Source organism: Aerococcus sanguinicola (assembly GCF_008726925.1).
Classification (GTDB): Bacteria; Bacillota; Bacilli; order Lactobacillales; family Aerococcaceae; genus Aerococcus.
This window is the reverse complement of sequence record NZ_VYWO01000001.1, coordinates 775104-799258: the sequence shown is the minus strand read 5'-3', so window position 1 is coordinate 799258 and position 24155 is coordinate 775104. Positions and strand designations below refer to the sequence as shown.

The 24155-nt window shown below is 46.3% G+C and carries 26 protein-coding genes and 1 pseudogene; 13 read left to right on the top strand and 14 right to left on the bottom strand.

Translation table 11 applies throughout. From position 1 onward, the window contains the following. Positions 1-79 precede the first annotated feature (79 nt). Both F6I03_RS03815 and nth read right to left on the bottom strand, forming a co-directional pair. A complete protein-coding gene (locus F6I03_RS03815) occupies positions 80-1228 on the bottom strand; it encodes a M20 family metallopeptidase (RefSeq protein ID WP_070430487.1) in 1149 nt (382 codons plus the stop codon). 14 nt (positions 1229-1242) lie between these two features. Then, positions 1243-1881, bottom strand: coding sequence for an endonuclease III (gene nth / locus F6I03_RS03810; protein WP_070430486.1), 639 nt, complete (start codon positions 1879-1881; stop codon positions 1243-1245). Positions 1882-1996: 115 nt separating this feature from the next. Between nth and F6I03_RS03805 the strand changes: the two genes are divergently transcribed. Next, entirely contained in the window at positions 1997-2938 is a 942-nt protein-coding gene (locus F6I03_RS03805; RefSeq protein WP_070430485.1) for a CPBP family intramembrane glutamic endopeptidase, read from the top strand. 15 nt (positions 2939-2953) lie between these two features. Then, positions 2954-3910, top strand: coding sequence for a nucleoside hydrolase (locus tag F6I03_RS03800; RefSeq protein ID WP_070430484.1), 957 nt, complete (start codon positions 2954-2956; stop codon positions 3908-3910). Positions 3911-3995: 85 nt separating this feature from the next. Here the strand turns inward: F6I03_RS03800 and F6I03_RS03795 are convergent, their stop codons facing one another. Beyond that, positions 3996-4526, bottom strand: a complete 531-nt coding sequence (locus F6I03_RS03795) for a QueT transporter family protein (protein WP_070430483.1) — start codon at positions 4524-4526, stop codon at positions 3996-3998. 224 nt (positions 4527-4750) lie between these two features. After that, a complete protein-coding gene (locus F6I03_RS03790; protein WP_070430482.1) occupies positions 4751-5260 on the bottom strand; it encodes a hypothetical protein in 510 nt (169 codons plus the stop codon). Positions 5261-5601: 341 nt separating this feature from the next. On the opposite strand from F6I03_RS03790, the gene F6I03_RS03785 reads away from it, so the two are divergent. Both F6I03_RS03785 and gdhA read left to right on the top strand, forming a co-directional pair. Further along, on the top strand, positions 5602-6210 hold the full coding sequence (locus tag F6I03_RS03785) for a nitroreductase family protein (protein WP_070430481.1): 609 nt from the start codon (positions 5602-5604) through the stop codon (positions 6208-6210). A 533-nt stretch (positions 6211-6743) separates the two neighbouring features. Continuing rightward, positions 6744-8093 carry an NADP-specific glutamate dehydrogenase gene (gene gdhA / locus F6I03_RS03780; RefSeq protein WP_070431089.1) on the top strand — a complete coding sequence of 450 codons (1350 nt, stop codon included), beginning with the start codon at positions 6744-6746 and terminating at the stop codon, positions 8091-8093. Positions 8094-8174: 81 nt separating this feature from the next. On the opposite strand, the gene F6I03_RS03775 is transcribed toward gdhA, so the two are convergent. Further along, on the bottom strand, positions 8175-8858 hold the full coding sequence (locus tag F6I03_RS03775; protein ID WP_141737860.1) for an RluA family pseudouridine synthase: 684 nt from the start codon (positions 8856-8858) through the stop codon (positions 8175-8177). Positions 8859-9014: 156 nt separating this feature from the next. On the opposite strand from F6I03_RS03775, the gene galE reads away from it, so the two are divergent. Together galE and F6I03_RS03765 are read left to right on the top strand one after the other, a co-directional pair. Then, positions 9015-10031: a UDP-glucose 4-epimerase GalE gene (gene galE, locus F6I03_RS03770; RefSeq protein ID WP_070431091.1), complete on the top strand. Its 1017-nt coding sequence runs from the start codon at positions 9015-9017 to the stop codon at positions 10029-10031. A gap of 33 nt (positions 10032-10064) precedes the next feature. Continuing rightward, positions 10065-10421 carry a hypothetical protein gene (locus F6I03_RS03765; RefSeq protein WP_070431092.1) on the top strand — a complete coding sequence of 119 codons (357 nt, stop codon included), beginning with the start codon at positions 10065-10067 and terminating at the stop codon, positions 10419-10421. Positions 10422-10545: 124 nt separating this feature from the next. Here F6I03_RS03765 and F6I03_RS09915 read toward each other — a convergent pair whose 3' ends face one another. The 3 genes and pseudogenes from F6I03_RS09915 to F6I03_RS09825 all read right to left on the bottom strand — a co-directional run bounded on the left by F6I03_RS09915 (position 10546) and on the right by F6I03_RS09825 (position 11904). Further along, entirely contained in the window at positions 10546-10956 is a 411-nt protein-coding gene (locus F6I03_RS09915; protein ID WP_256365976.1) for a hypothetical protein, read from the bottom strand. Positions 10957-11007: 51 nt separating this feature from the next. Next, positions 11008-11727 (bottom strand): annotated as a pseudogene (locus F6I03_RS09910) (FAD/NAD(P)-binding oxidoreductase); the annotation flags it as partial. Positions 11728-11778: 51 nt separating this feature from the next. Then, positions 11779-11904, bottom strand: a complete 126-nt coding sequence (locus tag F6I03_RS09825) for an NADH peroxidase (protein ID WP_070431093.1) — start codon at positions 11902-11904, stop codon at positions 11779-11781. A 140-nt stretch (positions 11905-12044) separates the two neighbouring features. Between F6I03_RS09825 and F6I03_RS09735 the strand changes: the two genes are divergently transcribed. From F6I03_RS09735 to F6I03_RS03725, 7 genes are all read left to right on the top strand, one after another. Further along, the gene (locus F6I03_RS09735) at positions 12045-12212 is read left to right on the top strand and encodes a hypothetical protein (protein ID WP_168160475.1); all 168 of its coding nucleotides are present in this window, start codon (positions 12045-12047) and stop codon (positions 12210-12212) included. A gap of 3 nt (positions 12213-12215) precedes the next feature. Next, complete coding sequence (locus tag F6I03_RS03750) at positions 12216-12713, top strand: GNAT family N-acetyltransferase (RefSeq protein ID WP_150983067.1); 498 nt, start codon at positions 12216-12218, stop codon at positions 12711-12713. A 176-nt stretch (positions 12714-12889) separates the two neighbouring features. Further along, entirely contained in the window at positions 12890-13828 is a 939-nt protein-coding gene (locus F6I03_RS03745; protein ID WP_070431095.1) for a metal ABC transporter solute-binding protein, Zn/Mn family, read from the top strand. An 88-nt stretch (positions 13829-13916) separates the two neighbouring features. Further along, positions 13917-14657 (top strand): metal ABC transporter ATP-binding protein, encoded by a 741-nt coding sequence (locus F6I03_RS03740; protein WP_070431096.1) that lies wholly within the window; start codon positions 13917-13919, stop codon positions 14655-14657. After that, positions 14650-15528: a metal ABC transporter permease gene (locus F6I03_RS03735; protein WP_070431097.1), complete on the top strand. Its 879-nt coding sequence runs from the start codon at positions 14650-14652 to the stop codon at positions 15526-15528. Before F6I03_RS03740 ends, F6I03_RS03735 begins: the two co-directional genes overlap by 8 nt. Next, the gene (locus F6I03_RS03730) at positions 15528-16616 is read left to right on the top strand and encodes a metal ABC transporter permease (RefSeq protein WP_070626253.1); all 1089 of its coding nucleotides are present in this window, start codon (positions 15528-15530) and stop codon (positions 16614-16616) included. Before F6I03_RS03735 ends, F6I03_RS03730 begins: the two co-directional genes overlap by 1 nt. Positions 16617-16718: 102 nt before the next feature. Beyond that, positions 16719-17315 (top strand): DUF4230 domain-containing protein, encoded by a 597-nt coding sequence (locus tag F6I03_RS03725; RefSeq protein ID WP_070431099.1) that lies wholly within the window; start codon positions 16719-16721, stop codon positions 17313-17315. A gap of 61 nt (positions 17316-17376) precedes the next feature. Here the strand turns inward: F6I03_RS03725 and gcvPB are convergent, their stop codons facing one another. The 6 genes from gcvPB to F6I03_RS03695 form a co-directional block, all read right to left on the bottom strand. After that, complete coding sequence (gene gcvPB / locus F6I03_RS03720; RefSeq protein ID WP_070431100.1) at positions 17377-18867, bottom strand: aminomethyl-transferring glycine dehydrogenase subunit GcvPB; 1491 nt, start codon at positions 18865-18867, stop codon at positions 17377-17379. Beyond that, entirely contained in the window at positions 18867-20231 is a 1365-nt protein-coding gene (gcvPA, locus tag F6I03_RS03715) for an aminomethyl-transferring glycine dehydrogenase subunit GcvPA (protein WP_083290575.1), read from the bottom strand. Before gcvPA ends, gcvPB begins: the two co-directional genes overlap by 1 nt. Before the next feature lie 91 nt (positions 20232-20322). Beyond that, a complete protein-coding gene (gcvH, locus tag F6I03_RS03710; protein ID WP_070431101.1) occupies positions 20323-20688 on the bottom strand; it encodes a glycine cleavage system protein GcvH in 366 nt (121 codons plus the stop codon). A 94-nt stretch (positions 20689-20782) separates the two neighbouring features. Next, complete coding sequence (gene gcvT / locus F6I03_RS03705; protein WP_070431102.1) at positions 20783-21895, bottom strand: glycine cleavage system aminomethyltransferase GcvT; 1113 nt, start codon at positions 21893-21895, stop codon at positions 20783-20785. A 217-nt stretch (positions 21896-22112) separates the two neighbouring features. Continuing rightward, the gene (locus tag F6I03_RS03700) at positions 22113-23405 is read right to left on the bottom strand and encodes a putative glycoside hydrolase (RefSeq protein WP_083290576.1); all 1293 of its coding nucleotides are present in this window, start codon (positions 23403-23405) and stop codon (positions 22113-22115) included. Then, positions 23395-24012, bottom strand: coding sequence for a YkyA family protein (locus tag F6I03_RS03695; protein ID WP_070431103.1), 618 nt, complete (start codon positions 24010-24012; stop codon positions 23395-23397). The genes F6I03_RS03700 and F6I03_RS03695 overlap by 11 nt, the downstream gene beginning before the upstream one ends. Between the last annotated feature and the right edge of the window lie 143 nt (positions 24013-24155).

Below are 24155 nucleotides of genomic sequence, written 5' to 3'. Positions count from 1 at the left end.
GGTTAAGAGCCTTGTGCGGTATCATTTAGAATAAAAAGCGTTAGCTCCTCTTATCAGTAGAAAAGCTAACGCTTATTTTTTATCCCAAATAGTCTCCAATCAGCTTCTCAAAGAAGCTGATCGCCTGGTAGAAGTCGTCCAAGTCAAGGTGTTCGTCAACCTGGTGCTGGGTCTTGCCAGGTCCAAAGATGACCACTTCCAGTTCGGGATTCTGACTGGCAATAGCCACGCAGTCTGTGCCGCCGAAGAAGGGGGCGAGCTTGGCTTCCTTATTGAATGTTTGCTGGTAGGCTGCCTGGCTGGCTTGGATGAGCTGGGCAGAATGGTCGGTGGCAAGGGCGGACATGTTGGCAATAAGACTGAGCTGGATCTTGGGATAGGGTCGGTTTGCGCTAAGCTGGTCGCTTAGCTCTTGGTAGTTGGCTAGGATCTGCTTGTGGTCTTCCTGGGGCAGTGTCCGCCGGTCCAGGGTCATCCAGGCATAGTCGGGGACGAGATTGGCTTTCTGCCCGGCGTGGAGGCAGGAGATTTGCAGGGAGGGCTGGCCTAAGATGGGGTGGTTGAGGTCAGCTGCTTGGGCTTGGAAGTCTTGGCGGATAGCTTGGGCTAGATCCAAGATAAGATGGAGGGCATTTTCTTCCACTGGAGCAGTCGCCGCATGTCCGGCTTGGCCGAAGCTCTCGAATTTAAGGGAGAGGCCGCCCCGGTGGCCGGTGCAGATGGTGAGGTCAGTGGGTTCGGCGCAGATGAGGGCGTCGAGTTCTGGAATGAGGCCGGCTTGGGCTAAGGCTTCAGCACCCTTGCCTCCGCTTTCTTCATCGGCTGTGATGATAAAGTAAAGGCTACCAGTTTCGATGGTCTGATCCTGGATGAGCCGACTGGCAGCTGCGATCAGAGCGACGAGACCGCCCTTCATATCGGAAGCGCCTCGGCCATAGATCTTGCCGTCTATGATTTGACCTGCAAATGGGGGATAGGTCCAAGCATCTTCCTGGCCGCAGGGAACCACGTCCAGATGCCCGGTCAAGCCGAGCCGGAGTCCAGGCCGACCTGAAGACCAGGCAGCGATTAATTGGTCACGGCCGGGAGCATAGGCTATGGTCTGGCAGTCGAAACCGAGCTTTTCCAAATAAGGGATTAGGCAGTCTAAAGATTGGCTTTCCTGACCTTCAACGGTGTTGACTTGGATAAGACCTTGGAGGATTTTGAGGGCTTCTTCTGAATTCATAATGCATTTCCTTTCTAGTGAGTAGGGGTCTGGTCCGGGCAGGGCCAAAGTTCAGGAATTTCATGGCATTTGGGATGCTTAGGGGTACAGATTTCCCGGCCGAAAGCACCCATGGCCTGGTGGGCGTGGAGCCAATCTTTTTTGGGGAGGAGCTGGGTCACCCGCTCTTCAATGTCTAAGGTAGAGGCTGAAGAATCCACGATTTCATGCCGCTTACAGATGCGGATAACATGGGTATCCACCGCGAAGGCAGGGATTTGGAAGGCATTGGAGAGGACCACATTGGCACACTTCCGGCCAATGCCGGGCAGGCTTTCTAGCTCTTTTTGGCTTTGGGGAACTTGGCCGCCGAAGTCGTTGAGGAGTTTCTGGGCACAGGCAATCATGTACTTGGACCGGTTGTTGTAGAGGCCCAGGCTTTTGATGTAGGGGATGACTTCCTCTTGGCTGGCTTGGGCCAGGTCTTGGGGGCTAGGGAAGGCCGCAAAAAGGGCAGGCGTGATCTCGTTCACCTTGGCGTCTGTTGTCTGGGCACTCAGCATGGCAGCGATCAGGAGTTGGTAGGGGTTATCGAAGTTAAGCGCGGATTGGGTATGGGGATAGCGCGCCATGATAGCCTGGATAACCTGGTGGGCGCATTGGTCAGAGAGCATGGGATTTCCTCCTTAAAACTATATCTAATCAAACACATCTATGCTAAAATTATAGCCAAAGTTTGTCGATAAGGCACGGAAATCCCCTTTTTAGGGGGCTAAAGGAGGGAATCTTTTGAAAGAAAAACAAAATACGGTCAGAGAAGACATGTTACGCAGCCTTGGGGTTGCCTTTGCCTATTCAGCCTTGATGTTAGTTGGCGCTTTCATATATGTTATCGCCTATCTCTTGGTCAAGGCTTGGCTGGTGGGGGACTTCAGCATGGACCAAGCCCTAAGCGATACCATCGATAGCGGTTGGCCCTATCTCATTGCTTGTGGCTTGAGTTTCTTGCTTCTTAGCTATCTCCACCGTAAATGGCCGATCGTTTGGCGGCGGGAGGAGGCGCCTCAGATGACAGGGGGACGCTTTCTTCAGCTGCTGGCTGTTTTTATGATGGGGCAACTTATATTTTCGGGTCTCGCCTATTTGGGAGAAGGCTTAGCCAATGCGTTGGGTTATACGATTCTTCCAGAAGTTGAGATGGCTTCAGCTGGGAGTCAGACGGTGTCCATGTTCCTCTACGCCGGCTTCGTCGGTCCCATCCTTGAAGAGATAGCCTTTCGTGGGACTATCCTGCCCTATCTGGTCAAACACGGTCGTCTCTTTGCGATGACCGTATCGGCCTTTTTCTTCGGTTTGATGCATCTGAATGTGATCCAATCGCCCTTTGCCTTCTTAATTGGTTTGGTCCTGGCTTATGTGAGCCTGACTTATGGGCTTTTGTGGGCGGTAGTCCTTCATATCGTCAACAACTTTGTCTTTGGCGATTTAATGATTTATCTCTTATCTCCCCTGCCGATGAGTCTGCAGGAGGGGATCAACAACTTGATTTCGGTCGGCTTCTTCCTAGCAGGGGCTTGGGTCCTCTACCAGCATCGGGAGTCGATTAAGGCTTATATCAAGACTTATCGGACGGAGCCAGGCACCTACCGTCAGGCAATAGTGTTTTGGCCGGTTTTAATCTATTGTGCCTTGGCTCTCTACCAAATGATCAGCAGCCTACAAGCTTTATAGGAATAGGAGCTTACTATGCGAAGAAAAGTTATTTTAGACCTTGATCCAGGTATTGATGATAGCCTGGCGCTCATTTATACGGTCCTTAGCCAAGCATTTGATATCCTAGGAATTACCACGGTGGCTGGGAATGTGGATCCTAGCCAGGGGGCCTGTAATGCCAGCTATCTCTGTGATGTTCTGGGCCTCGACCAGGTCCCTATCTATGAGGGAGCCCAACAGCCCCTCGAACGTCCCTATCGTGATGCCCGGGATACCCATGGGGAAGATGGCCTAGGCGAAGCAATCTGGGCTAGGGAAAAGCACATCCAGCCCGAGTCTGCTCGAGCCTTCATCCAGTCCATGCTCCAAACTTACCCGAACGAGGTGGAGATCCTTGCCCTGGGCCCCCTGACCAATCTGGCCCAAGTGATCCAGGCCCAGCCTGGTCTCTTAAGTCAGGCCAAGGCCTTGCGGATTATGGGTGGGGCCTACCAGGTGACAGGCAATTGCTCGCCTTATGCGGAATATAATTTCTGGTGCGATCCCGAGGCAGCCCGCCTAGTCTTTCAGAGCGACCTGCCTGAAACTTACCTCTACCCCTTGGACGTCACCTACCAGATTCTAATGACCCCTAATTGTCGCGAATTGATCCGCCAATTCGATACCGAGCTGGGGCAGCTGATCCATGCCATTACCCGCTTCTATGTGGACTTCCACTGGCAGGCCGAGCGGACCCTGGGCTGTGTGATTAATGACCCTCTGGTGCCTGTTGACATGGTGACTGGGATTTGCCAGTTTATCCCAGCAGATATCCAAGTCCTAACCAGCGGCGAGCGCGATGCTCAGTCGGTCATCCAGCCGCATCCAGCCGGTAAGGTTCAAGTTGCTCAAGCAGTGGATGCCCAGGCCTTCTTCAAGAACTTCCTTGGTCAAATCTTCCCTGACCAAGTCCATGATATCCAACACGCTTACGACAAGGGCTGGTTATAATAAATAAGACTAAAAAATACGCACACCGAACAAGTCAAGGGGCTTGTTGGTGTGCGTATTTTGATGTGTTAGTCATTTTTAGAATTTAGTCATAGAAATTAATCCGCTTGCTGATGGGATAGATGATAAAGCCACCGACCACCATGGCGAGGGCTTCTGTTCCAGCCATATTAAGGTAGAGGGGCCAAATCGGACCATCATAGCCGAGGAAGACCACCAAGAAGGTGATGGTGAACATGGACAGGGAGAAGACAATGGTGAGGACAATGTACTTAATGATCATCGGATCAATCTTGAACTGGCTATGTTGGACCACCTGCTCACCCAGCCAGCGTCCAATCCAGAGAAAGATGAAGGTGGAGATACTGCCCACAATCATATCCCAAATCCCATAGCTGAAGTAGTTGACGATGAAGACGCCAAGAGTAATGGCATAGATATAGCGCTTATGGTAGAGGCCTAAGAAGTTGAGCCCCTCTGATAAGCGGATGCCAATGGGCCCAAAAGTTAAGGGCGCGAGTAAGAGAGACATCGCGACATAGAGGGCCGCAATGATGGCAGCCTTGGTCAGGTCTAAAGTCCGGGCCGAGGAAGCCCCGTGTGTATATTTTTGCATAATATCGTCTCCTTTATAGTGGCGGCGGACCGCCCTAGTAATAACTACGACCAAAGGACAAAGAGTAGCTTAATCTACTGAAGAATCGTAGTGTGAGCTTTCCTCAAAGCTAACAGACTTATTTTACAGGACCCTTATCAAAAAAACAACGCCTTTAAAAAGCTTTGTTAACAAAAAAAGCTAGGCGCTTTGCCTAGCCAAACTGTTGTAGTTCTGTCGAGGAATTAGAAGTCAAGTTGGTCGCGCTTAACTTTTCCTTTTTCATTGAAGTAGAATTTGGTTACCTTATCCGTATAAGGCACAGCGTCACCACCGGTACCATTTTTCTTTAAGGCAATTTCATGGAAGACCTTGTCGGAAGTCCCATGTTCTTTAGTGAAACGTTTTAATAATTTTTGTAGAGAAACAGGTTGTTCAGGATCCTTTAAGGAAACGAAAGCAGCTCCAGGGGTTTCAATTGCCTTATAAATTAATTCTTCTAAATCAACTTTAGGATTACCAGGGATCAAGTAATAATCGGCTTCTTTTTCGAAGGCTGACTCATCTTTAACTTGAACAGCTGAGTGTTCAGACTTAGCAGCACCTGAAATCGCCGCAAAGAGTGGTCGGCTACCTGTTGACCGGTGGCCGGCAATAATAACAGATTCTTTGTTCTGGATAGCTTCCTCTAAGTAATTACCAACAGTCTCATTGAATAAACCGCTTTCAACATTACGTTCAATAAATTTATTCATATTCTAAGTCCTCCTCAAAATAATTAACAACTACAGCTTAGACTAGGTAGTGGGGTCAAAACTGTAGTGTCTTATTACTACCATTAATCATATTAGATAAGGGCATTCCGGGCTAAGTGAAAACGCTAACTTATCTAAGTAAGTTGATTATAACATAAAATTCCCCTGTTTTTAAGCTAGGACTCAGAATTGCAGGACTTTTCCTGAATTGTTTCCATCAGTTCTTATTTAAAGGGAGGAAAATAAAAAAATAGCCGAGACTTATTGCTTTACAAGTTGGATTGAACAATTTAAGATGAAATTAAGCAAATAAACTTTTAAAAAATAAGGAGGACGTTTGTATGCAATCGACATTTAATGATTTAATTCAGAAACGCCGCTCAATCTATGGTCTGGGTAAGGATGTTGAGGCGTCAAATGAGGAAATTACTGCCCTCGTTAAGGATATTATCCTACACACCCCCTCAGCCTTTAATAACCAAACGACACGTGCAGTTGTTTTATTTGAAGGTTCCCACGATAAATTATGGGAAATTGTTTGGGACCATGTGAAGAATGCTAATCCTAATGCAACAGAAGAGGATGTAGAAAATACCCGCCAAAAAATTGCTTCCTTCCAAGCAGCCTATGGGACGATTTTATTCTTTGAAGACCAAGAAATTGTCCGTGAATATGAAGAGCAATTTGCCCTTTACGCAGAGAACTTCCAACCTTGGTCGGAACAAGCTAATGGGGCAGCAACCATGAATGTCTGGACAGCCCTAGCAGAACAAGGAATTGGCGCTTCTCTCCAACACTACAACCCCTTAATTGATGAAGATGTTCGTCAAACTTGGGACTTGCCTGAAACTTGGAAGCTCAGAAGTCAAATGCCATTCGGGTCTATCGAAGCAGCTCCTGGCGACAAGGATTCCTATCCTATCGATGCCCGGGTGCTTGCCTTTAACTAGAATACAATGAGAGTGTGACAAAAGTCGGTTAGCCCTGAATCAGCTAACGCATACTATATCTGTAACTCGCTTCGCTTCGAACAGCTATAGCAACTGTCCGCGAATTATGGAAGAACCTTGTCAAAGGATCTTACATAATTCGTAGTTGGGTTCACAGAGGCAAAAAGGGAGTGACTTCAGCAAAGTGGAACGATCGGCTAAAGCCGCTCTTATCCTCTTTGCCTCCAGTCATCCCTTTTTGGACGCCTTTGCTCACACCCTGTACGAAGTGGATGTCAGGGCTGACTTTTGGAGCACATTTTTAAAGAATAGTTCGTATTCTATATAGAAGCCGGGACTTTTATCCCAGCTTCTTTTTTTAGTGCCTATAGATATCATAGTTAAGAAGTATCATGCCTTAGCTAAAAACTTATGGGCAATTATGACAAGTCAATGAGAAACTGTTATAATAAAAAGCAGAGAATATTCGTTCATAAGATAGGGCGAACTAATTACTCAATTGAAAATCATAAAGATGAATGGAGTGGAATGTGATGTCAGAATACATTGATCGTGTACTCAAAGCGACAGAAGAAAAAAATAGCCACGAACCAGAATTTATTCAGGCTGTGGAAGAATTACTATCAACAATCGAGCCTGTGATTGAGGCCCATCCTGAATATGAAGCGAATGGTATCCTTGAACGGATGGTGGAACCAGACCGTGTAATTGAATTCCGCGTGTCTTGGGTAGACGATGAAGGCAAGGTCCAAGTTAACCGGGGCTACCGGGTACAATTCAATAATGCCATTGGGCCTTACAAGGGGGGCTTACGTTTCCACCCATCAGTTAACCTATCTGTGGTTAAGTTCTTAGGTTTTGAACAGACATTCAAGAACTCTTTAACGACTTTATCCCTAGGTGGGGGTAAGGGTGGTTCAGACTTCGACCCACGTGGTAAGTCAGATAATGAAATTATGCGCTTCTGCCAAGCATTCATGACTGAACTCTACCGCCATATTGGTCCAGATACTGACGTCCCTGCTGGGGATATCGGTGTAGGTGGCCGTGAAGTGGGCTATCTCTTTGGCCAGTACAAACGTATCGTAGGCGCCTTCGAGAACGGTGTCTTGACAGGTAAGGGTCTAGAATATGGGGGCAGCTTGATCCGTCCAGAAGCAACGGGCTATGGTGCGGTTTACTTCGCCAATGAAATCTTCAAGCACGAAAACGAAAGTATCGAAGGGAAGACCTTCCTCGTTTCTGGTTTCGGCAATGTGGCTTGGGGGACCTGTACCAAGGTGGCTGAACTCGGTGGTAAGGTTGTGACCCTATCTGGTCCAGATGGCTATATCTATGACGAAGATGGGATCAATACCCAAGAGAAATTGGACTTCATGCTTGAAATGCGTAACAGCGGGAATGACCGTGTTCAAGACTATGCGGACAAGTTTGGTGTGCCTTTCTATGCTGGCGAGAAGCCATGGGGTGTCAAGGCTGATGTGGCCATGCCATGTGCCACCCAAAATGATATTGACTTAGAAGAAGCTAAGCAACTAGCTGAAAATAATGTCAAATACTTGATTGAAGTGGCTAATATGCCTTCAACCAAGGCAGCCATTGATTACCTTAAAGAAAATACTGATACGATTATTGCACCATCCAAGGCTGTTAATGCCGGTGGGGTAGCAGTATCAGGTCTGGAAATGGCGCAAAATAGTGCCAAACGCGCTTGGAAGGCTGAAGAAGTGGATGCCGAATTACACCGTATCATGGAAAACATCCACGAAGCTGCTGCCAGTGCTGCTGAAGAAGCAGGCCTCGGCTATGACTTGATTGCTGGAGCTAATATTGCCGGCTTCAAGAAGGTAGCTTCTGCGATGATGCAAGAAGGCGTCTATTAAAATTTAGGTGATAAATAAGCTGAAAGGCCTCCCGGTCGATTGGACGGGGAGGCCTTTTTTTGCCTATACGAATGGTCAATTTCAAAGCTGGCTGAGGTCAAAGTGTGACCAGATCCCTGTGGCTGGGGGTAGGGCCTGGACGGTAAGGTCTTCTTTTTTAACGGGATGTTGGAGGTGGACTTGATAGGCCCATAGCGCAATCTGTTGGCCCACTTGGTTGACTTTAGCCCCATATTTTTGGTCGCCATAGAGGGGATGGCCTAGGTGCTCCATCTGCACCCGGATTTGGTGGGACCGTCCTGTCTGTAATTGGATGCGGACCAGGCTGAAGTCTCTCGTCTGGTCGAGGACTTGATAGGTCAGTTGGGCTTTCTTGGCTCCTCTATGGTCGGAAGCGACAACATAGGATTGGTTCTTCTTCTTGTCCTTCCATAAGTAATCCGTTAACTGCCCCGAGTCCTTCTTAGGCTGGCCGTGGACAACTGCTAGATAGGACCGGTCAAGAGCTCGGCGCCGGAGGGCATCGGATAGGCGGCTGGCTGCCTTGGAAGTTTTGGCGAAGATGATGAGACCGGCTACGGGACGGTCTAGGCGGTGGACCAGGCCTAAGTAGACATTGCCCGGTTTGTCATCCCTTTCTTTGATGAATTGTTTGTAGAAGGTCAACAGGTCCAAGTCCCGGCTGTTGTCTGCTTGGACAGGCATGTTGGCTGGTTTTTCGACAATGAGGAGGTGGTTGTCTTCGTAGTAAATTTTAGCTTGCACAGTGACTCTCCTTCCTAAGAGCTTTAGCTCCATTGTACCATTCCCTCTATTGGAAGTGCGAAGACTTTGAATTAATGTCAAAAGCTTAGCGCTTCCTTAAAGCTGTCATGTGTTATACTTACTAGTAAGAATAAGCGATAAGGAGTGACGAATGAGATGGCAATCTTAGTAACAGGTGGGACAGGTTATATCGGGTCTCACACCAGTATTGAATTGATCCAGGCGGGCTATGAGGTTGTAATTGTTGATGACTATTCCAATTCCAAACCCACCGTCTTGGACCGAATCGAAGCCTTGTCCGGTCAGCGCCCAAGCTTTTACTGCATTAATGTCTTAGACCAAGAAGCTCTCAGCCAGGTCTTTGAGGCCCATGATATTGAGGCAGTGATTCATTTTGCAGCCTTTAAGGCGGTAGGGGAATCTGTGGCTAAGCCTCTGGAATACTATGAGAATAACCTGGGAGGCTTGCTATCCGTCCTTAAAGTGATGCGCCAACATGGGGTGAAGCGGATTGTCTTCAGTTCGAGCGCTACGGTCTATGGGATGACCAATCCTTCCCCTCTGACAGAAGACCTGCCAGTCAGTGCAACCAATCCCTATGGTTATACCAAGGTCATGAATGAACAAATCCTGAGTGACCTGTATACTTCAGATGACGAGTGGTCTATTCTTCGCTTGCGTTATTTCAACCCTATCGGCGCCCATGAATCCGGTATGATTGGGGAAGACCCTCAGGGGGTGCCTAATAATATTATGCCTTATATCACCCAAGTAGCCATAGGTAAATTGGACCAGCTCCATGTTTTTGGTGATGACTATGACACGCCAGATGGAACCGGGGTCCGTGACTATATCCATGTGGTGGATCTGGCTAAGGGACACGTGGCCGCTGTTGCCTATGCCTTGGGCCATCAAGGCTTAGAAACAGTTAACTTAGGTCGGGGCCAGGGTTATTCGGTTCTTGATTTGGTCCATACTTTCGAAGAGGTCAACCAAGTAGAGATCCCCTATACCATTGATGCCCGTCGTCCTGGGGATGTGGCGACCTGCTATGCGGATGCTAGCTATGCCAAGGAACTCTTTGGCTGGCTTGCTGAGAAGGATTTAGCCGATATGTGCCGGGATTCTTGGCGCTGGCAGGAGAAGAACCCCCAAGGCTTCGGTCAGGATTAGACCGTTCTAGGCTAGCGAAAGGAGTTAGGGCCGATGACAGAAGAATTTCCTAAAAAGAAACTTGTAGCTTATCTAGGATCAGCCCTGGTTGCCTTGCTAGGAATCTTTCTTCTCTTCCAATGGACAACACCTAATCTGACGGATGATCCAGGAAATCCCTTGGGTCTAAGCAAGACGGAGGACTCGCTGAAAGCGCGTGAGACCTATTCGGCGGCCCCCATCCTTGACCAAGAAGCCAGTGATGAGGGCTTTGAGCTCAAGCCAGTGGACCAGGAAAGCGAAAGTAAACCAGGGCTTCCTCCTGAGACTTCGCCAACAATTGACCAAATCAGCCAAAAAAACTTAGACCAATTAGAAGCAGAATATGAAAACAAGTTCGGTTCCCCATAATCGAGCGATGTCACAAAGAAAGGCCACTCCCTCATCCTGTAAGGAATTGAGGAAGTAGCCTTTTTTGAATGCTTCGACTGACAGCTAGGAAAGGCTTGCTGCTAATCGTTAAGCTATGGATAAGTTAGAAGAGTAGCTTATCTGCGCCGCCAATCTTGTAGTCTAGAGCTGCCATTGCAAGCACGTTGAGATAGTGCCATGGCCGGTCAAAGCGAGGCATGAAGTGGATATCGGCTAGGGCCAGGTCTTCAAGTGTCCAACCTGAAGCAATGGCAATGGATAATCCTGTGATACCATCTGTAATATCTTTTTTAGACATTAATTGGCCGCCGAGGATACGGTGGTCATCCGCATCATAATAAATCTTCATGGCAATTTTACCCTCTTTGCGCATGAAGTCAGGATACAAGGGTTCTTCAACATAGCAGGAAGCAACTTGCCCTTGGTACTGGTCAGCGCTAGCTGCTTTAAGCCCGGTTGATACAAAGTTATAGCCAAAGAGCGAGAGGGCAGATGTCCCTGTGAGTTCTGGCATTTTAACTTTTTGTCCCATGGCATTCAGAGCGGCAACAATCCCTTGCCGTCTGGCGATTGTTGCCAGGGAAATATTTACTTGTTGGTGGGTAGGAGCGAAGGGCACGCAAGTTGAATCGCCACCAGCATAGACATCGGGAGCAGAGGTCTCGAGATATTCATTGGTAACGATAAAGCCGCGCTCATCCATTTCCAGACTACCACGGAGCCATTGGTCATCTGCTTTGACCCCCGCTGCAAGAATGACGGTATCAGCAGGATAGGTCGCTTGGTCGGTAACTACCGCTTTGACCTTGCCGTCTTGGCCTTCAAAGGCTTTAACAGTTTCGGCTGGTCGGAAGTTGAGCCCGTTAGTCTGAGATGCTGCTTCGAGAACATCTGTGAACTCTTTATCGAGTGAAGTTGCTAAGAGTCGGTCTTGCATGTCGATAACAGTTACTGGAATACCAACCTGTGCATAAGCTTCAGCCACTTCGATTCCGATATAACCCCCGCCAATAATCACAGCAGATTGACAGCCGGCCATTTGTTCTTTAACCGCTGCTGTATCTTCTGGTCCGCGGAAGGTGTTGATGTTTTCCAGATCAATCCCTTCGATTGGGGGCTTAACAGCATAGCCACCGGGACTGAGCAAGAGTTTATCGTAGCTTACAGTATGTTCGCCATCCGCATCTTGAACAGTGATAGTTTTCTCATCGGTTTGGATAGCCACAACATCACTATTGCAATGGATATTAATGCCTTGTTCGCGGTAAGACGCTTCATTGGCAAAGTGTAATTCATCTAATGATTGAGAGGTCCCCTCTACATATGATTGGCTCCCTCAACCCATGAAGGAAGCAGAACCTCCACGTTCATAGAGATGGATTTCTGCATCAGCTTCTTGCTTTAAGATGGTTTGAACAGCTTCATAACCAAAATGGGAAGTTCCCACAACAATATATTTCATTTACTTATCCTCCTATTTTTAATTTATAACCATTACAATTATAAGTAGAGGAATTGAGAATGTCAAATCAAGTCGCTTTTAAAAATTTTGTCAGTTTGTGATTTTGTTGGTAAAATAGAAGTAGAAAAGGAGATGGTGAGATGTCAACTCATGAAGACAAGACCTACGAAGAAATACCAATTGAAGAACCAGATAAACAAGAAGGCTTAGAATGTGGGGTTTGTGCAGCGACTAAGTACCAGGCAGTGACGAGTGAGGAAGACTTCCAGGCCCTACTCAAAGCCTTGAATGTTGACAAGGACGATTAAGCGATGGCGGATATACAGATTCGTCATGCCCGTCTAGCGGATTGTGAGCGATTGGCCGCTATCTACCGGCCCTATGTGGAAGAGACGACCATCAGCTTTGAATATGAAGCACCAGATACAGAGGAAATGGCCCAGCGCTTGCAAGGTATTCAAGCAGCTGGCTATCCTTATCTGGTCGCTGAATATGAGGGCGAAGTCTGGGGCTATGCCTATGCCCATCAGTTAGGTGACCGCCAGGCCTTCCAGCATAGTGCGGAACTGAGTATCTATGCAGACCGCCAAGCTCCCATCAAGGGCATTGGCTACCGTCTCTTCCAAGACTTAGAGACAGAGCTTAAGCAGCAGGGGATTGTGAGCTTAGTGGCTGTCATTACAGCTTCCAACCAGCGGAGCTTAGCCTTTCACGAGCGCCAGGGTTTTTATCAGGTGGGCCTCTTGCCCAAAGTTGGCTATAAGTTCGAGCAATGGTTAGATGCAGCTTATTTATATAAAGAACTCTAATACTTAAATATTGTGGAAGCAGGCTCAAGCGGGCCTGTTTTTTCTGTTTTTGAGATGAATCTATTTTCATGTATTTATCTGCAAAAAGAACTTGAGAACTAATCTCAATTACATTATAATGTTTCTATAAACTTTGTTTTAGCTTAACCTAAAAATATAAAAAGGGGGACTTTATTTTGTCTAAATGGTTAAAGGCACTTTCACTCTTAGTGCTTTCAGTTTTTGTCTTAAGCGCTTGTTCCCAGGGCTCAGAAAAGTCAGCCAAGCAAGCGGAAGATGGCAAGTTAAATGTGGTTGTCACCACTTCTTTCTTAAATGATATGGTCCAGCAGTTAGCGGGCGACTATATCACAAGCGATATGATTATTCCTGCGGGGGAAGATCCTCACTTGTATGAGGCCAAGCCCCAAGATTTGGAGAAACTCAAGGGAGCTGAGCTCTTGATCTACCATGGCTTACACTTTGAAGGAAAGATGGTCGATGTCTTAGAGCAACGAGGCAAGGCTGTAACAGCTGACTTCGATGAGAAGGCCTTGGGGAATATGGACCAAGATGGGGAAACGATTGTTGACCCCCACTTCTGGTTCGATATTGACCTCTACAAGCAGGCTACTGAGAAGTGCAGTGCCTACTTGATTGAAGCTCTACCAGACCATAAGGAAGCCATTGAAAAGAATACAGCGGCTTATCTCAAGGAATTAGATGCCTTAGATAAGGAAAATAAAGAAAAAATTGCTGGTATTCCGGAAGCACAACGCTATTTGATTACACCACACGATGCCTTTAACTACTTCTCTCGCCGCTACAATATTCCGGTGAAGGCCCCTCAGGGGATTTCAACCGATACAGAGGTTGCGAATAAAGACATTGAAGACACCGTGAACTTCATTGTGGACCACAAGATTAAGGCCATCTTCTCGGAGTCAACGACTGATCCTGCCCGGATGGAGAAGCTAAAGGAATCTTGCAAGGCCAAGGGCTTCGACGTTAAGGTTGTCAGCGGTGAAGGGCAAGAACTCTTCTCGGATTCCCTGGCGCCAGTTGGTCAAACAGGGGACAACTTTATTGACATGTACCGCCACAATGTCGACTTAATTACGACTAATTTAAAATAAGACCACAAAGGGCTGGAAATAGAAGCATTTCAAACTTGCTTCTTAAACTCCAGCCTTTTTATCCAAGGATATATGAGGAGGAATTGGAATGAGTCAAGCAATTATCAGTGTGAACCACCTAACCATGGCCTACCATGAGAAACCGGTGCTATGGGACGTTAGTTTAGATATTATGGAGAATTCCATTACAGCAATTATTGGACCGAATGGGGCAGGGAAGTCCACCCTGATTAAGGGTATCCTCGATTTGGAGAAGACCTTATCCGGCCAAGTCAAGATTATGGGTCAGGACTTCAAAGAGGTCCACAAAAAGATCGCCTATATTCCGCAGACTTCTTCTGTCAATTGGGACTTTCCAACTACAGTTGAAGATGTGGTCTTGATGGGGCGTTATGTTCACCTGGGTTGGTTAAAGCGTCCGAGCCAAGCTGACCGCAAGAAGGCAGAGGAAGCCCTGGCTATGATTGGTCTGTCAGACTATAAGAAGCGTCAAATTTCTCAATTATCTGGTGGCCAGCGGCAGCGGGTCTTCATTGCACGGGCCATTGCCCAGGATGCCGACATTTACTTCATGGATGAACCCTTGGCAGGGGTGGATAAGCGAACGGAAAAGATTATTATTGACTTCCTCCGTGATGCCCAAAGCCAAGGGAAGACGAGTATTGTGGTCCACCATGATTTGAACACCATTCGGGATTACTTTGATCACCTGGTCATCCTAAACAAGCAAGTCATTGCCCAGGGGCCTGTTGAGACCAGCTTTACAGCAGAGAACCTCGTTAAAGCGGACATGCTGGCCCGAGAAGTGGCAGGTGTTTACCATGCTTAATTGGGAAATTTTGACCTCTTATTCTTTTTTATTGATTGCAACAGGAACCTTTTTGTTAGCCAGTGCAGCGGGGGTGGTAGGGTCCATCTCTGTTCTTAAGGGCCAGTCCCTGATTGGCGATGCCATTGGCCATGCCGCTTATCCAGGCATTGTTTTAGCCTTTATGATTTTTTTGGTAAGGGATCCTTTAATCCTCCTATTAGGGGCAATGGGAACGGGGATTCTCGCCTTTGTCCTCATCCAATTGGTTAACCGCCAATCGAAGTTACGCTTGGATGCCGCTCTAGCGGTTACCCTGTCTTCCTTCTTTGGTTTAGGGATGGTTTTAAAGAGCTATATCCAGGGTCATCCTGAATATGCCTCAGCTTCCCAGGCAGGCTTAAAGAATTATATCTTCGGCCAGGCTGCTTACATTATGGAAGATGATATTAAGTTAATTCTAGTGATTGCGATCTTATCGCTCCTACTCTTTGCCTTATTCTATAAGGAAATCAAAGTTTTTATTTTTGATGAGGTTTATGCCAAGACCATTGGCTACCGGACCTCACTTATGTATGGGGTCATTATGGTGATGACCATGTCCATTATTGGGGTTGGCCTCAAATTGGTCGGAACGATTTTAATTGCTTCCCTCTTGATTATCCCAACCATTACCGCAACGATGTGGTCCGACCGCTTCCATGTGGTTCTGCTCTTAGCGGCTTTCTTTGGCGGCTTGTCTGCTGTCATCGGGACCTATTTCTCAACCATCTACAATGGGCTTTCAACCGGGCCTACGATCATTGTGGTGATGACACTTTTTGCTATGGTTTCCCTGGTTTTTGGCCGGAAGGGAATCTTACGTCAAGCCATTGAAAGGAGCAAATACTAATGCCAAGTCTTGAAAGTTTTATCTCTTTATTGGTGGCCAACCAGGCGAGTCTCTGGGTCCTTATCGTGACGGCAGTTACTTGCGCTTTAATTGGCTCTTTTCTAGTTTTGCGGCAGTTATCTATGGTTTCGGATGCGATTTCTCACTCGGTTCTCCTAGGAATTGTCTTAGCCTTCTTTATCACCGGTGACCTGCGTTCGCCCCTCTTGATTGTTGGTGCCGCAAGTTTTGGCCTCTTAATGGTTTGGTTAACCGAACTTTTGGCCCAATCTCCCTATATTAAAGGAGATGATGCGGTAGGGATTATCTACCCCTTCTTCTTTTCCGTCGCTGTTATCTTGATCACACGTTATGCGGGGAATGTCCACTTGGATACGGACATGGTCTTAATGGGCGAGGTGATCTTAGCCCCGCTTAATACCATTTCTGTCTTTAATGTTGAACTTCCCAAGGCCTTGTTTGAGATGGGGATCCTCTTAGTGCTTAACTTAGCCTTCATTGTGATCTTCTTCAAGGAGCTTAAGTTAACTACTTTTGACAAGCAGTTTGCCCATATTGCGGGCTTTTCAGCAGGAATCTTATCTTATAGTTTAATGGCCCTCTGCTCCTTAACTACTGTGGTGGCCTTTGATGCGGTAGGGGCCATCCTCGTCGTTTCTTTCCTCATTGCGCCAGGTGCTTCAGCTTACCTGATTGCCAAGGACTTGAAAGTTATGTTGGCCTTGTCAGCGGGATATGGGGTATTAAATGCTGTTTTGGGTTATAGCCTCTCCCTCTACCTTAATGTCTCCATGTCCGGGATGACTGCGACGGTTGCTGGCTTGAGTTTCCTTTTGACCTTCTTCTTGAACCGCAAAGGCTTGCTCACTTCCTTGGTCATGTCCTACCAGCAAAGAAAGGAAATTAAACGGGCGATTCTCCTACAAGGGGTCAAGAAGGCCCAAGCCATTAACCCTGCCTTACCTACGGAGCAAGTTGACTTCCTGGTTCAGGCAGGTTATATCAAAGAAGAAAATGGTAAATATTGCCTCCAAGCCCAAGGCCAAGCCTACTTGACAGAATTGGAAGGCAAGTATGGGCTCAGCTAGGTCCTAGGGCTGATTTTTAGCTGAGTAAGCATTTTTTGCTTGGGTAAGGTCTTCTAAGGATGGTAGAATGAAGGCGAGATTATCAAGCAAAAGAGGTGTCATATGCGCTTAAGTAAAAAATCAATAGGAGGCCTTGTCCTCGCTGGCTTGGTCCTGTTGGGGCTAGCCTTTGCTTTGGGGCAGCATGTCAGTGTAGATGGTGAGGAAGAGATCACTTCTGAACTGGTTGGCAACCGTCTAGAAGAAGCTAAGGAGCTGACGACGAGCAAGTATTTCTATACCAATACGGGAGCTTATGAAAATGACCGTGAATTTTACGGGCTTAAGCTGCCTTTTACCAATAAAAAATTCATTGTTTCTTATGATGGGATTATCCATGCCGGGGTTGACCTGACAGAAGCAGAGATTGCCGTGAATGGGGATAGGATCCAGGTTAAACTACCTAAGGCCAAAATCTTATCCCATGAAATTGATTCGGATTCAGTTAAGGTCTTTGACGAGGAAGCCAGTATCTTCAACCAAGTCAAGGTCGAAGACTACAGCAAGTTCTCAAATGAGCAAAAGAAAACGGCGGAAAAGAAGGCTGTCGACAAGGGCTTATTAGAAGAAGCAGAAAAGCAAGCCCAAGCAGCAGTTGAAGACTTGCTCAACATGGACCCTGAAATTCATGAGAATTATCAAGTAGATGTTCGTTTTTAAATCAAAAGGAGCCTGGCCTAAGCCAAGCTCCTTTTTTTCGTTTGATCATTTTCAGCAAAACTTATTTGTCTTCAGTTTCTAATTGGTCGAAATCGTAAGTCACGATAATCTTACGAGCTGCTTGAGCTTCGTCTAAGCGAGCAACTGGTGTATTATGTGGGGCTGTGTTGACGATTTCAGCGTCTTCCTCAACTTCCTTAGCAATCTTAATCATGACATCGCAGAAGTGGTCGAGCGATTCCTTGTGTTCGGTCTCGGTTGGCTCAATCATCAAGCATTCATGAACGATTAATGGGAAGTAAGTTGTTGGTGCATGGATGTTATGGTCTAAGAGGCGTTTGGCAACGTCCTTAGCATTGGCACCCAATTTCTTCTGAGGGGTACAGTCAATCACGAATTCGTGCTTACAATGTTGTTTGAATGGCACGTAATAGTAATCTTCTAAGCGGGCTTTCAGATAGTTGGCATTAAGTACGGCGTCTTCAGAGACTTGGGTCAGGCCTTCGCCACCATAAGTTAAGATATATGCCCATGCCTTCAAGTTAACGCCGAAGTTACCGAAGTAAGCCTTCAAGCGGCCATATGAGTCTGGGTAGTTACTATTAAGAACATACTCGTCGCCTTCTTTTTCAATCCGAGGGACTGGCAAGAAGGGAGCTAGTTCTTTCTTCACTCCAATTGGGCCAGAGCCTGGGCCACCACCACCGTGAGGACCTGAGAAGGTCTTGTGCAGGTTCAAGTGGACGATATCGAAGTCCATGTCGCCTGGGCGGGTATGGCCTAAGATCGCGTTAGAGTTGGCCCCATCATAGTAGAGTAAGCCGCCAGCTTCATGGATGATTTCGGCAATTTCAAGGATATCGTGTTCAAATAGGCCTGCTGTACTTGGATTAGTAATCATCATCCCTGCGGTATCTGGGCCAACCGCTGCACGTACGGCATCCACATCGATTGTCCCTTCAGGATTAGATTTCACTTCAATCACGTTGAAACCACCGATTGCTGCTGTGGCAGGGTTGGTCCCGTGAGCGGAGTCTGGGATTAAGATATTCCGGCGTTGTTCCAACTCACCATTGTGGTCATGGTAGGCTTTAATGGTTAACATCCCAGCCCATTCGCCGTGTGCTCCGGCACAAGGTTGCATGGTGACTTCATCCATCCCAGTGATCAGCTTGATCATCTCTTGGAGTTGATAGAGCACTTCAAGCGACCCTTGGGCTGTTTCACTTGGTTGAAGCGGGTGAACTTGGGCGAAACCAGGTAGGGCTGCCAAGACTTCATTAATTTTTGGATTGTATTTCATGGTACAAGAACCGAGCGGATAGAAGCCAGTTTCAAGACCGAAGTTACGGTTAGAAAGTAGGGTGTAGTGCCGTAATAATTGGAGTTCTGAAACTTCAGGTAGGCGGGCTGGTTCTTTACGGACGAGATGGTCAGGAATGTCCTGAGTCAAATCATATTCCTCAACGTCATTCTTAGGTAAACTAATGGCGCGACGTCCAGGACGAGAAATTTCAAAGATCGTTTGATTATATTCAGTAGATGCAGTCATTATTTCGTCACCTCCACGAGAGCTTCAACAAAAGCATCAATCTCTTCTTTTGTTCTCTTTTCCGTAGCGCACAGAAGGACGGTATTATCTTGGCCGTATACTTCAGAGACGTCGTAGCCCCCAACAAAGCCTTTGTCAAGGAGGGCTTTATTCACCTCTGCAACAGGTTGTTTTAAGTCAACAATGAATTCATTAAAGAATGCGCTTTCATTTAAGACGTCAAAACCTTTAGCTTTAAGGGATTGGGCCAGATAGTGTGCTTTGTTGATGTTGCGTTTGGCCATTTCGATAATGCCTTCTTTACCTACAGCAGACATGAAGATCGCTGAAGTGAGGGCCATCAGACCTTGGTTAGAAGACATATTAGAAGTAGCTTTTTCGCGGCGGATATGTTGCTCACGTGTCTGCATGGTCATGGCATAGCCGCGTTGGCCATTGGCATCTACGGTTTGACCAATGATACGACTAGGCAGCTTCCGCATATATTTCTTAGTGGTTGCGATATAACCAGCATGTGGACCACCGAAGGACATTGGAATCCCAAATGGTTGGGTGTCGCCGACAACAATATCTGCGCCTAAGGCACCTGGGCTTTCTAATACGCCTAGGGCAAGCGGATTAGCTGAAACAACTAAGAGGGCTTTCGACCCTTCCATTAATTCCTTAATCGCTTTAAGATCTTCGATGGAACCTAGGAAGTTAGGGTATTGGACAACGACTGCGCCGACTTCATCAGCAGAGAAAGCTTCTTTTAATTTGTCGAAATCCGTTACATCACCCTTGAGTGGGATATCTTCAACTTCATAGTCCATACCATAACCATAAGTATGAAGGACTTCACGGCCTTGGGGATGGACACCCATCGAAAGAAGGACTTTATCTCGTTTAGCTTGTTTGGTTGCAAGGTTACAAGCTTCACCTAAGGAAACAAAACCATCATAAGTCGAGTCATTAGTAACGTACATCCCAGTGAGCTCAGCCAACATGGTTTGGTATTCAAAGAGGGCTTGGAGTTCCCCTTGGCTAGCTTCTGGTTGATAAGGGGTGTAAGCTGTTAGAAATTCTTGGCGTTGTGTGATAGAATTGACAACAGCGGGAATGAAATGATCGTAAGTTCCTGCGCCAAGGAAGTAGGCATAGTCATCAGCGTTCACATTCTTAGCTGCGATTTCAGCAGCGTATTTCTTTAATTCACTTTCAGTGAGCGCTTCTGGCAATTGCTTGAAGGCTTCTTTGACAGAATCTCGAACAGAGGCTGGAATATCTTCAAAAAGCTCATCAACGCTTTTCACTCCGATGGTTTCAAGCATTTCTTTCCGGTCTTCTTCAGTAACCGGTAAGTAGCGGTGTTTGTAATCTGACACTAGATTCACATCCTTTGTTTATCGATTATAGCTTTTTTATTTAAGAAAACGGGTTCAGTGGGGCTGAACCCGTTACTTTTTTTAAAAGGGCTTATTCAGCAGTAAATTCTTTATAAGCTGCTTCGTCCATGAAGTCAGAAGTGTCAATTTCTTCTTCTGTTTCAATGACTGCAATCCAAGCGTCTGCTGGTGATTCATTCATGAATTCAGGTTCGTCATCTAAGCGTTCATTAACTTCTACAATTTTACCATCTGCTGGTGCATAAACTTCAGAAGTTGATTTAACGGATTCTACAGATGAGAAATCTTCTTCTGCTTCAACTTCATCATCTACATCAGGAAGTTCAACGTATACAATTTCACCTAATTGTTCTACTGCATAGTCGGATAAGCCGATACGAACCTTCTTACCATCAATTTCTAACCATTCGTGTTCTTCAGTATAAAATTTAGCCATTTTCCTTGCCTCTTTCTATAGTTTATTCGTCACTCAGTCAAGTGACACTTATATTGTATAATAAAATTTTAATGAACTCAATAAAACGCTTTAATTAGCGGCGTAACCAATCTTTCTTGCAAACTTCAGCAGGGACTTGTTTCTTCCGTACTTGGATCAGGACTTCATCCCCTAATTCGGTTGCTCCCTTGTCCACAATCATATAGCCGATTGACTTGCCAAATGTTGGTGATTTCGTTCCAGAAGTCACAAAGCCGATTTCTTCGCCATCTTTGTTATAAACGGTATAGCCTTCACGGGCAATACCTTTACCAGTGAGTTCAAAGCCGCGTGATTGACGCTTTTGTTCGCCTTCTTTTTGGGCTTTCAGATAGTCTTGGCCAATGAAAGGCACGTCTTTGTCAACTTTTACCGCAAAGCCGATGCCGCCTTCAAGAGGATTGATGTCTTCGCTTAAGTCTTGGCCGTATAAGCACATCCCACCTTCTAAGCGTAAGGTGTCTCGAGCACCGAGGCCGCATTCTTGAATACCGAATTCTTCCCCAGCTTCAAGCAATGCTTTCCATAAATCAGCGGTATCTTCCCATTTTAAGTAAAGTTCAAAGCCATCTTCACCCGTATAACCTGTCCGTGAAATCATGACATGGTCAATTCCGGCTACGGTTTGGTCATCTAAGAAGTGGAAAGGCTTAATGCTGTCAAGGTCTGCGTCTGTTACTTTTTCCAATACAGCTTGAGCTTTTGGCCCTTGAATAGGAATTAAGCCGACTTGGTCAGAAATATCGGTGATTTCAACTTGACCATCATTATGTTCGTTTAGCCAGGCTAGAATCTTATCTTTATTGGCACCGTTAGGGGTGACCATGAATTCATCTTCCGCCTTGCGGTAGTTAATGAGGTCATCGAGTGTCCCACCATCTTCTTTAACGACTGCCGTATACTGGGCTTGGTTAACCGAACACTTACTGAGGTCGTTAGTAATCAAGGAGTTGAGGAAGTTTTCTGCTTCTTCACCCTTGACAATGATTTCTCCCATATGTGAGGTCTCAAATAAGCCAACCTTGTTACGTACAGCGTGGTGTTCATCGATTTGAGAGGTAAATTGGATAGGCAAAGCCCAACCCCCAAAATCGGTGAGGTTTAACCCTTGTTCCACATAATAATCGAAGAGTGGACTGTGTTTAAGTCCTTCTAAATTAACGCTCACTATACGTTTCCCTCCTTAAATTTATTTGCAATTAAAAGTTACAAGCTAATACTATCATAAAATAAAACGCTTTCAAAGCTTTTTCATTAAAATTTAGCCATAAATAATAAGAAAATGAGATAATCTGCGCCATAAAAGCATTAGAGGCGCAGATTATTTTTAAAAGATAAAAAAATCCTTGCCCCTGATAGTCATCAGAAGGCAAGGAAGCTATGGTTTATTTATAATCAACATTAGGGTTGTATTCATTGGCAGCGTTCCAGAAGAGGTATTCATTGACACCATGTTTGGCAAGGGCATCAATTTGATCCTGGTAGGCTTGGGCATCATATTCTTTGTAGTTGCCTGAACCTAAGTAGGAAGCTGTAAAGGCTTGGAGCCATGGACGAACAATCGGTTTATCTTGGACTTGTTCTAACTGGTCTAATTCAGCTTGCGTATAAATGTCCACTACCTTGTATGGTTCTAAGTCAGGAGCAGCCAGACCGAAATCCCCATTATTCCAGTGACTTGGATAAATCATGGCTGAGATAGCGTCCACTTGTTCGGCGATATCGTGGTAGTTTTGGCCAATACCAGGGGCACTCCCAGTGGTCGTTACATAGCCAAAGATATCAGCAGACACATTGACGCCGTAAGGTTGGAGGGCATCATGGGCATAGGCTAAGAAGTCCGTAATCGCCTGTTGCCGGGCTTCGATACTGTCTTTACCGTATTCTGCGTAATCCCCCATGTCATAGTCTAAGCTCGTACCGAAAGTTTCAAAGCCTTCAGGGAAGCGGACATAGTCGAATTGGATGTCCTTGAAGCCGGCCTTGGCTGCAGCTTGGGCCACATCGACAATATAGTCCCAAGTTTCTTTGTTGTAAGGGTTCAGGAAGGTCTGCCCGCTAGCGTCCTTCCAAATCTCACCATTGGAACGCTTGAAGCTCCACTCAGGGTGTTCTTCTGCGGCAAAGGTATCCTTGAAAGTTGTAATCCGAGCAATGGGGTAGATCTGCTTGTCTTCAAAAATTTTCATCATTTCTTTGACATCGAAGGTTTGGTCGAGGAATTTACCAATCAATGGATTATCCGATTCAAGTGGGGTAGTGATGGATCCCCAGTCTGACTTCACATCGATCACGACTGAGTTTAAGCCGCTGTTGTCAATTAAGTTAATGTTATCTTGGAGGAGCTTGGGTGTTCCCATCCCTGTCGCTGAGAGGTAGATCCCTTTGACCCCTTCTTTAGGATAGGCAATGTCGACGCCACTATCCACATAGAATCGAGAGGGGAGGGTGGCTGGTCGGCCGATCAGTTTTTGGTCGTAAACCTGTAAGTCCGTTGTCGAGACGTCAGCCTTTTGGTAGTCCGTATTGCCTGCTGAGGAGAAGACGTTGCGGAATAATAAAATACCTAAAATAGCGACAACAAGGATCGCCATCAAAGCGGCAGAAATAATCTTCCAAGAATTATTTTTTTCTTTTCTAACTTGTTTTTTTCGATTTTCTGGGCCTCTATTTGCCATTGTCGGCCTCCTTTCTTTGCTCGCTTAACTGGTTGAGGGTTTCCAAGGCTTTTTCACTTGCCTTTAGCTTGTCTTGGGCTTGTTGATGTAATTGGTTGATTTCTTTCATCCCGCCTTGGAAGGTCTCAAAGTTAGCCTCCTCCGATTTGAGGGACTGGTAGTAGTCGCTTTCCTTGTCGAGCATTTGTTGGTAGCTATCCAAGTAGGCGGATAGGTTATCAATCACAGTCTGGGCAGGTTCCGCCACATCTGTATGGGCATAGGCTGCTTCATCAGAAGAATTTTTGCCTTCTTCTAAGGCCTGCATGCTCTGGCTAAAGTCATCGAAAGCTGACTTTAATTGCTCGTAATTCTTTTCCCGGTAGGAAAGGTTTTGTTGGGTTTCGCTGCCGCGCTGGCTCAGGCTTTTCAAGCTTTCATCAGCCGCTATATCATGGTCGAAGGCTTCTTGCAGTTTGTCTTCTCCCACTTGGAGATGGTTGAGCGAGCCTGTCATTGTTGCGGCAGAATCGTACAATTTATCCACGCTTGCTTCTGGACTGGACGAGCAGGCGCCGAGGAAGAAGAGGCTACTAGCTGCTAGCACCCATTTCAATCGTTTCTTCAAAATGTTCACCTCATTAAAATTTTATAAAAATGTATATCAGTTATTAAGTATATAAGAAATGTTAGTCATTTAAAAGTGAAAAGTATAAACCCTTAATATTCTCCTATAAAACACCAGATAATCCGTCCTAAGACGGTGGGAGC